Below are 13,516 nucleotides of genomic sequence, written 5' to 3'. Positions count from 1 at the left end.
CGTATTTGCAACGCAGAAGCGGATGGATTATGGCGGGCTTCGCAACTTTTTAGTCAGCCAAGTGCTATCCGCGCTTCTATAGAGACCTTCGTATATGGCCAAAAAGCCTAACCTGCTGTTCGATTTCGGCGGCGTGATTATCAATATTGATTACCAGCGCACGCTGGATGCCATGGGCCGCCTGCACCGGCATGGTAGCACCATTGCGTTTACCCAGGCAGCCCAGGCAGAGCTGTTTGACTTAATGGAAACCGGCCGCCTCACTCCCGCTGAGTTCCACCAGGGCCTGCGCACGCACTATGAGTTAGAGGCCACCGACGAGGAGTTGACGGCCGCCTGGAACGCCATGTTGCTGGACGTGCCCGCCGAGCGGCTGGCCCTCATTGCCGAGCTGCGCGCCCAGGGCTACGAAACTGCGCTTTTATCAAACACCAACCAGATTCATATTGAGGAGATAAACCAGCGGCTGCACCAGCAATACGGTCTGCAAAATGGCATTGCCGATGCCCTGGACCGGGTTTTCTACTCCCAGCATGTGGGCCTGCGCAAGCCCGGCGAAGAAATTTTCCGGCATGCGCTGGCCGAGATGAACTGGAAAGCAGAGGAAACACTTTTCATCGAGGACAGTTTTCAACACATTGAAACGGCCCGGCGCCTGGGGTTGCACACGCTGTTCCTGGCCCCGCCTCTCACCCTTCTCGACGCTCTTCCCGACGCCCTCCGTGCCTTCCAATCTTCCGCCTCTCCCCTTTCCTCCTGACGCACCCGTTCCCGGCCTGCGCGACGAGGAAGACTTCCGGCAGTTTTTCACCCGCTACGAGCGGCCCGCGCCGCCGCGCTGGCGCCGGTATGCCCTGCACTTGGTATTGTTTTTCATCACCCTGATTACCACCACCCTGGCCGGCGCGGAATGGATAACCGGCAAGGCTTTCTTTATTCAAGGCAACATTTTTAAGCTGAGTGGCTGGCTGACGAAGCCGGAAATTCTGAGCGGGCTGTGGTTTTCGTTGCCCTTTCTGGGGGTACTCACGGTGCATGAGTTCGGGCACTATTTCACGGCCCGGCACAACCGGGTGCGCACCACGCTGCCGTACTATATTCCGTTTTTCACGGGGCTATTCAATACCATTGGCACGTTTGGGGCCGTCATCCGCATTAAGGACCGGATATTTTCCCGCCGCGAGTTCTTCGATATCGGCCTGGCCGGACCGCTGGCGGGCTTTCTGGTAGCGGTACCGGTGCTGATTTATGGTTTCACGCACCTGCCGCCCCTGGAATACATCTTCCAGATTCATCCGGAATACCGGGCCTATGGTGCCGATTATGCCCACTATGTGTATCAGCAGGGCACTGGCCTTACATTGGCTAAACCACTGCTGTACCAGGGTCTGGAATACCTGTTTGCTGACCCCACCCGCCTGCCGCATCCCAATGAGCTAATGCACTACCCGGTGCTGCTGGCGGGGGCGCTGTCCTTGTTTTTTACGGCCCTGAACCTGTTGCCCATTGGGCAGCTGGACGGAGGGCACATTCTGTACGGGCTGCTGGGCTTTCAGCGGTTCAATCGGCTGTCGGCGGTTCTGTTTATCGGCTTCGTATTTTACGCCGGGCTGGGGTTGTTTTCGCTGCACAGCGCCCTGGATACCTGGCTGTATTGGGGCCTGCCCTATTTTCTGTACCTCACGCTGGTTTTTCGGCGGGTGCTGCCCACGCCGTGGCGCGGCGTGAAGCTGGCTTTCGCGGTATTTGTAGCACAGCTGGCCGCTACGGTGGCCTTTCCGGGGCTGGAAGGCAACCCCGGCTGGCTGGTTTTTGGGTTGCTGCTGGGCCGGGTAATGGGCATTTATCATCCGCCCTCTACCGATGAGCGCCCCCTCTCGCCGGGGCGCAAAGTGCTGGGCTGGCTAATGCTGGTTATTTTTGTGCTTTGCTTTACCCCTTCTCCTTTTCTATAAATTAGTTGAACAGCGGCTTCTGAGCCCGGTTCTATTGCGGATGCTCCTCGAACAAAACCGAATTTTACTAGGTACTACCCAACTGATTATGCGCGAGCATGGCCTCTACGCCTGCCAGCGCAGCACCCAAAATATTCCTTTACTGGAAGTAGAAGTCCCCTACGAGAAAATCCTGCCTGTACAGCTGGAGCGCACCCGGCAAGTGCCCACCCGCTGGCTGCTCTACATGCTGGCCCTGATAGTGTGGGTAGCTATTGAGCCGGTGCAGGAATCCTGGGCTACCGGCACCGTTACGCCCGGGCTGGTGGGCGTACTGGTTTTTCTGGCGGTGTTGGGGGCATTTATTGCGCTGGAGTGGGACCGGCGCTGGTTTCTGCTACATTTCCGCACGGCCCAGCTCAACCTCACCTTCGCCGACCGGCGCCGCGACCGGGCCCAGTTCTACACGTTTGCCCACACACTAGAGCAGCGGGTTAAAGAATATCTGCGCACCCACTATGCCCGCATCAACCCCCTAGGGCCCATTGAACAACAAGTGCGCCGACTGCAGTGGCTGCAGGAAATGCAGGTCTTGAGCGAGCCCGAAGCCCGCGCCCTGATGGTGCGCCTCACGGGCCGCCAACAGGAAACCCTGCAGGGTATGGGCCACGAGTTGGAGGGACTTTACGAGAACTAACATTAGTATGTCATTGCGAGGCACGAAGCAATCCGTCCTCGACAACACCAGATACTTCCTTCTACCAGAAAGCCCTTGACGCGCAGTACGTCAAGGGCTTTCTGCTTTACTTAGGCTTTCTACGTTTCAGAGGACGGATTGCTTCGTGCCTCGCAATGACTACTTACCGGCCTTCCAGCGCCGCCACACCGGGCAGCTCTTTTCCCTCCATGTACTCCAGCAGGGCGCCACCGCCGGTGCTGATGTAGGACACTTTATCGGCGAAGCCTAGCTGGTTTACCGCCGCCGCGGAGTCGCCGCCACCGATGAGGCTGAAGGCGCCGTTTTCGGTAGCTTCCGCAATGGCGCGGGCCACAAACTCAGTACCTACCGAGAAGTTCGACATCTCAAACACGCCCATGGGGCCATTCCAGAGAATGGTTTTGGAGTTGCGGATGATTTCGGCGAACAGCTCGCGGGTTTCGGGGCCGATGTCCAGACCCATCCAGGTGGCCGGAATGCTGTGGCTGCCGGCTACGTCAATATCGGCATCATTGGCAAACTGATTGGCAATGATGCTGTCGACGGGCAACACCAGGTTTACGCCTTTTTCCTTGGCTTTGCGCATCAGGTCCAGGGCCATATCCATCTTGTCGCCTTCCAGCAGGGAGTTACCAATCTGGCCACCTTCGGCCTTGGCAAAGGTGTAGGACATGCCCCCGCCAATGAGCAGATTATCCACCTTATCCAGCAGCTGCTCAATAATTTGGATTTTATCCGAAATCTTGGCGCCGCCCATAATGGCAGTGAAGGGCCGCTCGGCATGATCCAGCACGCGCTTGGCGTTTTCCAGCTCGCCCTGCATTACGTAGCCAGCCACGCGGTTTTCCGGGGTGAAGTGGTGGGCCATGACGGCCGTGGAAGCATGCCGGCGGTGCGCCGCCCCAAAGGCATCATTCACATACACGTCGCCGAGGCGGGCCAGCTTTTCCGCAAAGGCTTCGTCGCCTTTTTCTTCTTCGGCATAAAAGCGCAGGTTCTCGAGCAGCAGGATTTCGCCGGGCTGCAGCGAGGCGGCCATTTGGGCGGCTTCCTGGCCCAGTACATCATCCGCAAACTTCACTTCCTGCCCGTACTCCTGCTGCAGACGCAATACCAGGTTGCGCAGGGAGTTTTTCTTGTCGGGGCCACCTTTGGGCCTACCCATGTGCGAGAGCAGGATAACGGAGCCGCCATCAGCCAGAATTTTTTTAACCGTGGGCGTAGCCGCCCGAATGCGGGTATCGTCGGTGATGCGCAGGTCGCTGTCGAGCGGCACGTTGAAGTCCACGCGTACCACCGCCTTTTTGCCGGCGAAGTTGTACTGGTCGAGGGTTTTCATAAGCTGAGAATAGAAAGTTGGGTGTCGTCTTATACGGGGTTGCGGCGCGTAGTTCGGGAGTTTTTGAGTTGCATGCAATTTTCCTGGGGAGTTAGCGTAGTTATACGACGCTTCCGCATGCCTTTATTCAGCGGATGTAGTCTTTGCCTATTATTGCGCTTCTATCCGGCCTCAATATTGACAAACCCCAACTCTATTCTGAATGTATATCCGCTTCTTGCTGGCAGTGCCAGCCCTGCTGCTTAGCCAGCTGGCCGTTGGTCAGCACCTTCGTTTCGGCGTGAAGGCCGGCGCTAATTATTCCCGGGACAAGGTAAAGCACACCGTTGGCCCCGACCGACTATTGGGCATTAATGGCGGGTTGGTAGCACGCTACTCCCTGACCGAAGATGGATTCTGGAGCATTCAATCCGAGCTATTATATTCAGCGAAAGGGGCAAAAGATAAATACGGCAGCACTACTACCGGTGCCCGGACAACCAACTACTACCACCGTAATTACCTCGATTTGCCGATCCTGACAAAAATCAATGCCAAAGGACTCACATTTGAAGCAGGGCCGCAACTCAGCTATCTGCTCAGTTTTAAGAACGATGTGAACAACGACCTGTATGAACAGCCCCAGCGCCGCGACTTTAACAGCCTGCAGCTGGGATATGTAGCCGGTATCGGTTACGAGCTGCCTTCCGGCCCAAATATCACGCTACGTTATTGTGGTGATATAACTCATCCTCTCCAGTACAGCCCCACGCGCAACTCCGTCTTTCAGGCCCAGCTGGGGTATATGTTCGGGGCGAAGCAGTAACGCAGCAAGTTGCCGGCAGGTAGCGCCATGCTGTCTGACATTCGTACCTTTGCACTACGTATGAAAATAGGCATCTTCTTCGGCGGACCGTCGCGTGAGCGGGAAATTTCCTTTGCGGGCGGCCGCACTGTATATGATAACCTGGACAAGTCGCTGTTTCAGGCCGTTCCCGTATTCGTGGACAGCCGCGGCAACTTCATCCTGCTGGACTGGCACTACATTTATAAAGGCACCATCCGGGACTTTTATCCGCCCGTTTCGGCCCTGCCTGCCTCCGAACACAAGCTGCAGGTGTACCTGGAAAGCCTGGGCGAGCTGAGCCTTGCCCAACAGGACGAAATTATCAATCAGGTAGGCCGCCGTATTCAGCCGCAGGAGCTGAGCAGCCTCATGGATTTTGCCTTCCTGGCTCTGCATGGTCCCGGCGGCGAAGATGGCGCTATTCAGGGCCTGCTGGAGTGGTACGGCATTCCGTATTCCGGCTCCGGCGTGCTGCCCTCGGCCTTTGGCATCGATAAAATTGCCCAGAAAAAGCTGCTCCACGCCCTGAACCGGCCCACGCCGGAGTTCCGCGTGGTATCGGCCGAAGAATGGGACGCCGCCGACCCGGCTGCTACCCTGGCTTACCTGGAGCGCGAGCTGGGCTTGCCGCTGGTGTTCAAAGCCCCGCGCCAGGGCAGCAGCATTGGCATCAGCATTCTGCGCACCGCCAACGTGGAGGCTTTCCACCGCGCCATGGAGCGCAGCCTGTTCCGCAAAACCGTGACCCGCGACGATTGGCAGCGCCTCTCGGAGCGCGACAAAATCATGTGGGTGCAGCAGCTCACCGACATCCGTGAGGGCATTGGCCTGCCCGTGATGTTGGATGCCGATGATGAGCACATTATCTACCACCCCGAGGCCCTGCTAAACACGCTGGCTGAGCGCCTGCAAACCGCCGAACAGGTGCGCCTGACCAACGTGGACGGCGAAACCCAGGTGCTGGTGGAAAGCTTTGTACAGGGCCGCGAGTTTTCCTGCATTGTGGTGGAAGACCCCAACGGTCAGCCACTGGCGCTGCCGCCCACGGAGATTGTGAAGGGCGAGGAGATGTTCGACTACCGCTCGAAATACCTGCCCGGCCTGGCCCGCAAAATCACCCCCATCGATTTACCGGAAGACGAAATTCAGCGCATCCGGGAAGCCTGTGAGGAGATGTTCCGCACGTTCGGCTTCCAGGTGTACGCGCGGCTGGATGGGTTTATCAGTTCCCAGTTACCAGTTGCCGGTTCCCAGATTTCAGGTGAAGAAACTGGCAACTCGCAACCGGCAACTGAAAACTCCATTTTCCTCAACGACCCGAACACCACGTCGGGCATGTTGCCGGCCTCGTTCTTCTTCCACCAGGCGGCGGAAATCGGGCTCAATCCTTCGCAGTTTCTGACCTATCTGATTCGCACTTCTCTGGCAGCACGCCGCCGGGCGGGTATGCGGCCCGTACAGCTGCAGCGCCTGCTGCGTGGGCTGGATGCGGCCGTAGCTGCCCGCGGGCACGAGGAGCGTCAGCGCATTAAAGTGGCCGTCATTATGGGCGGCTATTCTTCGGAGCGCCACATTTCGGTGGAAAGCGGCCGCAACATCTACGAGAAGCTCAGCTCCTCTATTAAGTATGAGCCGGTGCCCGTATTCCTGACCGGCAACAACCAGGATTTCCGCCTGTACGTGCTGCCTATCAACGTCATGCTGAAGGACAACGCCGACGACATCAAGGAGAAAGTGGAGCACATGGAGGCGGGCCACAGCCTGCACCCTATTCTGGAGCGCATCCGCCGCGAAGCAGAAGCCATTACCAGCACCTATGCCGGTCAGCCTACCGCGCAGCCGCGCCGGGTATCGTTTGAGGAACTGGCCAAGATGGTAGATGAGGTGTTTATTGCCCTGCACGGTCGTCCCGGCGAGGACGGTGCTTTGCAGCAGCAACTGGAAAAGTTCGGCCTGCCCTACAACGGCTCGGGCGTGGGCAGCAGCAGTATCACCATCAATAAGTTTGAAACCAACCGCCGCCTGCGCGAAGCCGGCATGCGTGTGGCCGAGCACCGCATGGCCAACCGCCTGGAATGGCAGGCCGATGCCGAGGGCTTCTACCGCTCCCTGGAAACGCAGTTTCCCTACCCCTTCATTGCCAAGCCCGCCGACGACGGCTGCTCTTCGGCGGTGAAAAAAGTAAAGAACCGCCCTGAGCTGGAGGCTTTCACCCGCCTCATCTTCCGGGAGCAGGAAGACCTGATGATACCCGATGCCGAAACGCTGCACTTAGGCTTCAAGGAGGAATTCCCCCGCAAGGACGCCTTCTTGGTAGAAACCTTGATTGAGCGCGACGGCGCGGCTCACTTCCTCGAAATTACGGGCGGTCTGCTCACCCACTGGCGCTCCGATGGGCAGCTGGACATTGAGGTTTTTGAGGCTTCCGAAGCGCTGGCTACCGGTGAGGTATTGAGCCTGGAGGAGAAGTTCCTGGCCGGCGAAGGCCAGAACATCACCCCGGCCCGCTACGCCGCCGATGCCATTGAGCGCCAGCGCATTTCCGACGAGGTGAAGGAAGAGCTACGCCGCGTGGCCGAAATCCTGAACATTCAGGGCTACGCCCGCATCGACGCGTTTGTGCGGGTGCGCGACAACGGCGCAGTGGAGGTCATCATCATCGAGGTAAACTCCCTGCCCGGCATGACGCCCGCCACCTGCATCTTCCATCAAACCGCGCTGGCCGGCTACACGCCCTACGATTTCATCGACCAGATTCTGGAGTTCGGCAAAGAGCGCACCCGTAAAGAAAAGCTGGCGGTGAACAGCTAAGAACTAGTTCCCCTCCTTTTTTCAAGGAGGGGTTAGGGGTGGTCAGCTAAAGCTAGATATTGATGATCGTGCACCGATTGGTCAACCACCCCTAGCCCCTCCTCAGCTGAGGAGGGGAACTAGCTTCTAATTTTTAGCTTTTTTAGCTTCTAACTTCGGCCAGCTATTTTCGCCTCTCTACTCCTAACTTCCTGCTCCTAGCTCCTGTAAATAATGTCCTTTTTCAAATCAGATACGCCGCTTGATGTGCTGAAGCATTTGCTGGCTATGGCAGCGGTGGTAGCCATCATGGTACTCGGGTTTTTCTACGTGTATCTGCCCATGACCACCAACCACGGCGAAACCATTGTAGTACCTAAAATCACGGGGATGCAGCAGACCGATCTGGAGGATTATCTGGATGAGCGCAACCTGCTTTTCTTCGTGGACGACAGCAGCTACAACCCCGGCACCCGCCCCGGCACCGTGCTCACCCAGGACCCCGCCCCGGGCGAAAAGGTGAAGGAAGACCGCAAAATCTACATCTCCGTGTCGATGAAAAATCCGCCGGTGATTAAGATGCCCCGCCTCACGGATGGCTCGGTGAAAAACGCCCAGATGATTCTGAAAAGCTACGACCTGGTAGTAGGCCAGATTCAGCTGGTGCCCGACCTGGCCCAGAACGCCGTGCTGAAACAGCTGGTGAACGGTAAAGAAATTGCGCCCGGCGCCCCCATTGCCAAAGGCACCAAAGTAGACCTGGTAGTTGGCGACGGCCAGGGCAACCAGGAATTCCCGGTACCCAACGTAGTAAATATGCCCGCCGACGAAGCCGCTACCCTACTGGCCGGCCAGGGCCTGCAGGTAGGCGAAATCTTCTACCAGGCCGCCGAAGAAGGCCAGGAAGATGGCAATGTGGTGAAACAGCGCCCCGTTTCCTCGCCCGGCGCCACCATCCGCACCGGCCAGCTGGTGGATTTGTGGGTAGCTGGTCAGGCGCCCCTAAAGCCTGTTGAGTAAGTTATTACTAGAAGGATCAAAAGGCCCGTTGCGCAAGCAGTGGGCCTTTTTTATTGATAATTGGTCATTTTTAACATCTCTAAATACCTATTCGCCCGTCATGCTAAGCTTGGAGAAGCCGCTCGCCTCTCTACCTGTCATCCTGAGCTTGCGAAGGACCTTATCAAGCTAGAACGACCATCGTAACAACGACTCGTTCAGTTGGGAGAAGGTCCTTCGCAAGCTCAGGATGACAGGCAGGGTAGTATAGCATTGCAACGGCAGCACGCGGGATGCCTCGGTTCCTGGCTTGCTGCGCCACATTCTCGGAATGACGTTCATAGGTATCACCCTTTGTTTCCATACTAACCTATCAATATTTCCTACCCGCAAACGTTGTTCCGCAACGCGCTGTACCTCTACCCGCCTGGCTTACGTAACTTGCCCCTGATGATGCGTTCCAGCTTTCTCCTCTGTTTGCTTTTGACGTGGGCCACGCAGCTGCGGGCGCAAAACGTACAGCCGCTTTCCGCTGACCCAGGCCGGGCGTCACCGGTTGGCAACGCTTCCCATTCAGCGGCCCGGGGCACCAGTATAGCATTACCCTTTTTCGATGATTTTGCCCAGCAGCCCGAAGGCACGCCTAATGCCGAGCATTGGGAACCGCGCGGTGGAACATTAGTGAATAACCGGTTTCCGGTGGCGCCGCCCTCCCGCAACGTTGTCACGTTTGATGGCCTGAAAGCAAATGGCCAGCCCTACGGCAGCTCTTCCTTTTACAGTGATACCGATACGCTCACCTCGTTGCCCATTGACTTAAGTGGGCTTACCGCTGGCTCCAACGTGTATCTGAGCTTTTTCTGGCAGGCGGGCAGTATTGTAGGCTCGCCGTCGGCGGCCAGCTCTACGCGGCAGGTGGCTTTCACCCTGGAATTTCTGAACGACGCTGGCCAGTGGCAGTCCATCTGGAGCCAGCGCAGCACGGGCCGCCGCACCGATTTTGCCCAGGAAATTGTGGCCGTAACCGAGCCGCAATACCTGCACGCCAACTTCCGCTTCCGCTTTCACAGTATCGGCAACCAGGCCAACACCCGCGACGCCTGGAGCCTGGATTACCTGAAGCTGGACCGCAACCGCTCCGCCGCCGACACCACCTACCGCGACATTGCCACCAGCGCCCCGCTCACTTCCTTGCTAAAGCGCTACGCCAGCATGCCCGCCGTGCAGCTGGCGGCCGCGCCCACCCCCGCCGATGAGCTGAACGACCAGACCGGCACCACCATCAACAACTTCGACATTGGCCCTGCCCCTACGCCCATTACCTGGCGCGGCACGGCCCAGAACCTGCCCAGGGGTCCGGAGCTGCAGTTCCTTACCGGCAACCGCTCCATTGATGCCAGCGCCCGGCAGGTGCCCATTATGGGCGACGTACGCACCGTGGCCGCGTCCCTACTCACGGGCGGGCCGCAGCGCATCCGGCACCGCATTTTGCTGGGCACCAACGAAACCGACTCGCGCATCCAGCCCAACGACTCCATTTCCCGTGTAACGGAGCTCTCCGACTATTATGCCTACGATGATGGCACGGCCGAAGCAGCCGTCAGCCTGCCGGCCCTGACGGGCGGAGCCTCCACCTTTTTCGCCTACCGCATCGACCTGAACCAGCCCGACCAGGTGCGCAGCGTACGCTTGTACCCGGTGCTGCCCAATGCCGCCGGCCGGGCCATTACGCTCTCCGTTTGGGCCGATGAAAACGGGAAGCCCGCCGAAAAACCCTTGGCTTCCGTTCCGTACACCGTCCCCGCTACGGCCCCGGCGGGCGGGTTTCTGGATGTTCCCTTTTCGCAGCCAGTGGGGGTAAGCGGCACGTTTTACGTGGGCTACGGGCAGGCTTCCCTGGGGCAGTTTGTGCAGTTTGGGCTGGATTTAAACAGCTCACCGCCCGCCAATTACTTCTTCTATCAGGTCCGGAACGAGTGGTCGGCGGTGACGGACTTTTCCGGGGCCCTGATGCTACGCCCCGTGATGACGGGTACGGTAACGGCCGCCACGCCTTCCCGGGCTGCGGCCCTGCTTACGCTCTATCCTAATCCCTCTACCGGCATAGTACAGGTGAAAGGTCGCTATACGCACGCCACCGTGCTGGATGCGCTGGGCCGCACCGTGTGGCAGCAAACCGGCCTGGCCCAGGGCCAGCCTGCGCTGGACTTATCCAGGCTGCCGGCCGGGGTGTACTTCATGCGGCTGGCCCTGCCCGATGGCAGCCTGGCCACCAAGCGGCTGGTGCTGACGCGCTAGCTGTTTGCAACTTCTTGTAGCTTTGTAGGGCGTTGCCGGCGCAACTTCTCCTCCCTTTTCCACCTTTCTCTTTTACTCATGCCCGATATCACCCCCGCTGAACTGAAACAACGCCAGGCCGAAGGCACCGCTCCCATCATCATTGACGTGCGCGAAACCTGGGAAAATGAGGAAGGCCACATTGAAGGCAGCCGCAACATTCCCATGGGCGAGCTGCCCGGCAAGCTGGATGAGCTGGAAGGCCTGAAAAACCAGGAAGTGGTAGTACATTGCAAAGGCGGCGGCCGCTCGGCTTCGGCCAAGGCCTATCTCACCCAGCAAGGCTTTACCAACGTGCGCAACCTGCTCGGCGGCTTTCAGGCGTATCAGCAGGCCCAATAAAGTAGCCTTTGTTTTACAGGGAACTACCTAGCCTGCGTACGTTTTCTTTCCCTTGATTTGTAGTGGCACAGCATTCCGGCCGGGGTGCTGTGCTTTTTTATGGCAAATATTTCACCTGATAATCAGACCCTTATGTCTTTCTGAAAATATTTCAATTGCACACAATCAAACATTAGACAACCTAAGCGGCTTTATACCCCACAATGAGCAACTCTGACCCTACCCCTACGCCTGATCCTTCCTGGCTGAAGCTGGAAAACCAACTGTGTTTTCCGCTGTATGCCGTTTCCCGCATGCTAACCAAAGCCTACCAACCCCTGCTGCAGGAGTTGGACCTCACCTATCCGCAATACCTGGTGCTGCTGCTGCTCTGGGAGCATGAGCAGCTGACGGTGAAAGCTCTGGGCGATAATCTACTGCTGGACTCGGGCACGCTGACGCCTTTGCTGAAGCGCATGGAGCAAAAGCAATGGATAAGCCGCCACCGCGACCCGCAGGATGAGCGCTCCGTGATTATCAGCCTGTTGCCGGCCGGCCGCACCCTGCAGAATAGCGCCTGCCGCATTCCCGAAAAGATGCTGGAGAAACTGCATCTCTCGCCTGCCGAGGTAGACAACTTGCGTCAGCAGTTGAATACGCTTCTGGCGCGCCTTACTTAAGAATCCTTCTTTCCTTAAACTTTCCTTTGATGAAACTCGAGAAAAAACTTTTCACGGCCCAGGCCAAAGCCAAAGGTGGCCGGGATGGCCACGTTTCTTCTAATGATGAAGTGCTGAACATTGCCCTGAGCACGCCCAAAGCTATGGGTGGCCCCGGCAAAACCGGCGCTACCAACCCCGAGCAGCTGTTTGCGGCCGGTTATGCGGCTTGCTTTGAAGGTGCCCTGGGCGTAGCTGCCCGCCAGGCCGGCGTACGGCTGGAAGGCGTTACCGTAGAAGGCCTCATCGGTTTTGGCCAGGCCGAGGATGGCGGCTACGGCATCTCCGCCGACCTGCACGTGAACATTCCCGGGCTGGCACAATCCCAGGCGGAAGAGTTGGTAGAAGCCGCGCATCAGATTTGCCCCTACTCCCGCGCTACCCGCGGCAACATTGAGGTAAACCTGCACACTACCACTAACTAGTCTGGCCGAAACAAAAGAGCCCGCGGAGGTCAGAATTTTCTGGTTTCTGCGGGCTCTCGCTTTCGTATTACCTCATTCCTGCAACGCATTATCCTATGAAAACCATACTGCTGGCCAGTCGCCCACAGGGCGCGCCTACCCTCGCTAATTTTCGATTTGAAGAACAGGAAATTCCGCAGCCCCAGGCCGGGCAGGTGCTCCTGAAAATGCGCTACGCCTCCGTAGACCCCTATATGCGGGGCCGTATGAGCGACGCCAAGTCCTACGTGGCCCCGTTTGAAGTAGGGCAGCCCATTAATGGGGGCGTAGTGGCCGAAGTGGTGGAAAGCCATAACGAGCAGCTGCCCGTAGGCAGCATAGTAGTAGGCAACCTGCCCTGGCAGGAATACTGCGTGTCCGGCGGGCAGGGCCTCACGCGGGTGCCTGCCAATCAGGCGCCGTTGAGCTACTATCTGGGTTTGCTGGGCATGACGGGCCTCACGGCTTATTTCGGGCTGCTGGATATCTGCCAGCCCAAGCCCGGCGAAACGGTAGTAGTGTCCGGGGCAGCCGGCGCCGTAGGCATGGTGGTGGGCCAGCTGGCTAAAATTAAAGGCGCCCGCGTTATCGGCACAGCCGGCTCCGATGAGAAAGTGGCCGAATTGAAGAAGCTGGGGTTTGATGAAGCCATCAACTACAAAACCACCCCGGACATAGCCCAAGCTCTGGCCGCGGCCGCCCCAAGGGGCGTAGACTGCTACTTTGATAACGTGGGCGGCGCCATTACCGATGCCGTGTACGACCTGCTGAACAAGCACGCCCGCATTGCCCTGTGCGGCCAGATTTCGATGTATAACGCCACTTCGGTGCCCATGGGCCCGCGCCCGGAGCCCAAGCTTCTGAAAACCAGCGCCCTGCTAAAGGGTTTTATAGTGAGCGACTACCTGGAGCGCTGGCCCGAGGGCATTCAGCACCTGGCCGAGTGGTATCAGCAAGGCAAGCTGCAGGCCGAAGAAACCATTACCGAAGGCTTCGACCAGCTGCCGGCCGCATTTCTGGGCTTATTCCAGGGCGAAAACACCGGCAAGGCCATTGTGAAAGTCGCTTAACAAAGTAGCGCGAAAAAGTA

12 protein-coding genes are annotated in these 13,516 nt (G+C 58.1%); 11 read left to right on the top strand and 1 reads right to left on the bottom strand.

Going from position 1 to position 13,516, the window contains the following annotated elements; translation table 11 throughout:
- Nucleotides 1–94 precede the first annotated feature (94 nt).
- Genes PK28_RS07410 through PK28_RS07400 form a run of 3 tightly spaced genes read left to right on the top strand, consistent with a single transcriptional unit; the run spans nt 95 to nt 2,631 of the window.
- On the top strand, nt 95–760 hold the full coding sequence (locus PK28_RS07410) for an HAD family hydrolase (RefSeq protein ID WP_048825721.1): 666 nt from the start codon (nt 95–97) through the stop codon (nt 758–760).
- Complete coding sequence (locus PK28_RS07405) at nt 723–1,955, top strand: site-2 protease family protein (protein WP_231576235.1); 1,233 nt, start codon at nt 723–725, stop codon at nt 1,953–1,955. The genes PK28_RS07410 and PK28_RS07405 overlap by 38 nt, the downstream gene beginning before the upstream one ends.
- A gap of 40 nt (nt 1,956–1,995) precedes the next feature.
- The gene (locus tag PK28_RS07400; RefSeq protein WP_156126290.1) at nt 1,996–2,631 is read left to right on the top strand and encodes a hypothetical protein; all 636 of its coding nucleotides are present in this window, start codon (nt 1,996–1,998) and stop codon (nt 2,629–2,631) included.
- Between the two features lie 163 nt (nt 2,632–2,794).
- On the opposite strand, the gene PK28_RS07395 is transcribed toward PK28_RS07400, so the two are convergent.
- Nucleotides 2,795–3,991 (bottom strand): phosphoglycerate kinase, encoded by a 1,197-nt coding sequence (locus PK28_RS07395; protein ID WP_044512953.1) that lies wholly within the window; start codon nt 3,989–3,991, stop codon nt 2,795–2,797.
- Nucleotides 3,992–4,193: 202 nt separating this feature from the next.
- Between PK28_RS07395 and PK28_RS07390 the strand changes: the two genes are divergently transcribed.
- The 8 genes from PK28_RS07390 (at nt 4,194) to PK28_RS07355 (ending at nt 13,496) form a co-directional block, all read left to right on the top strand.
- Nucleotides 4,194–4,796, top strand: a complete 603-nt coding sequence (locus PK28_RS07390) for a porin family protein (RefSeq protein ID WP_044512951.1) — start codon at nt 4,194–4,196, stop codon at nt 4,794–4,796.
- A 60-nt stretch (nt 4,797–4,856) separates the two neighbouring features.
- Complete coding sequence (locus PK28_RS07385; protein ID WP_044512949.1) at nt 4,857–7,628, top strand: D-alanine--D-alanine ligase family protein; 2,772 nt, start codon at nt 4,857–4,859, stop codon at nt 7,626–7,628.
- Nucleotides 7,629–7,841: 213 nt separating this feature from the next.
- Nucleotides 7,842–8,627 (top strand): PASTA domain-containing protein, encoded by a 786-nt coding sequence (locus PK28_RS07380; RefSeq protein ID WP_044512947.1) that lies wholly within the window; start codon nt 7,842–7,844, stop codon nt 8,625–8,627.
- Nucleotides 8,628–9,089: 462 nt separating this feature from the next.
- Complete coding sequence (locus tag PK28_RS07375) at nt 9,090–10,904, top strand: T9SS type A sorting domain-containing protein (RefSeq protein WP_044512945.1); 1,815 nt, start codon at nt 9,090–9,092, stop codon at nt 10,902–10,904.
- A 78-nt stretch (nt 10,905–10,982) separates the two neighbouring features.
- Complete coding sequence (locus tag PK28_RS07370) at nt 10,983–11,285, top strand: rhodanese-like domain-containing protein (RefSeq protein ID WP_044512942.1); 303 nt, start codon at nt 10,983–10,985, stop codon at nt 11,283–11,285.
- A gap of 203 nt (nt 11,286–11,488) precedes the next feature.
- Entirely contained in the window at nt 11,489–11,944 is a 456-nt protein-coding gene (locus tag PK28_RS07365; RefSeq protein WP_044512940.1) for a MarR family winged helix-turn-helix transcriptional regulator, read from the top strand.
- A gap of 29 nt (nt 11,945–11,973) precedes the next feature.
- Nucleotides 11,974–12,408, top strand: a complete 435-nt coding sequence (locus PK28_RS07360; protein WP_044512938.1) for an organic hydroperoxide resistance protein — start codon at nt 11,974–11,976, stop codon at nt 12,406–12,408.
- 95 nt (nt 12,409–12,503) lie between these two features.
- Nucleotides 12,504–13,496: an NADP-dependent oxidoreductase gene (locus PK28_RS07355; RefSeq protein ID WP_044512935.1), complete on the top strand. Its 993-nt coding sequence runs from the start codon at nt 12,504–12,506 to the stop codon at nt 13,494–13,496.
- Nucleotides 13,497–13,516: the final 20 nt, after the last annotated feature.

It is taken from the genome of Hymenobacter sp. DG25B (genome assembly GCF_000801315.1).
In the GTDB taxonomy this organism is placed as follows: Bacteria; Bacteroidota; Bacteroidia; order Cytophagales; family Hymenobacteraceae; genus Hymenobacter.
The sequence above is the reverse complement of the archived record's forward strand: the minus strand, read 5'-3'. Positions and strand labels throughout refer to the sequence as shown.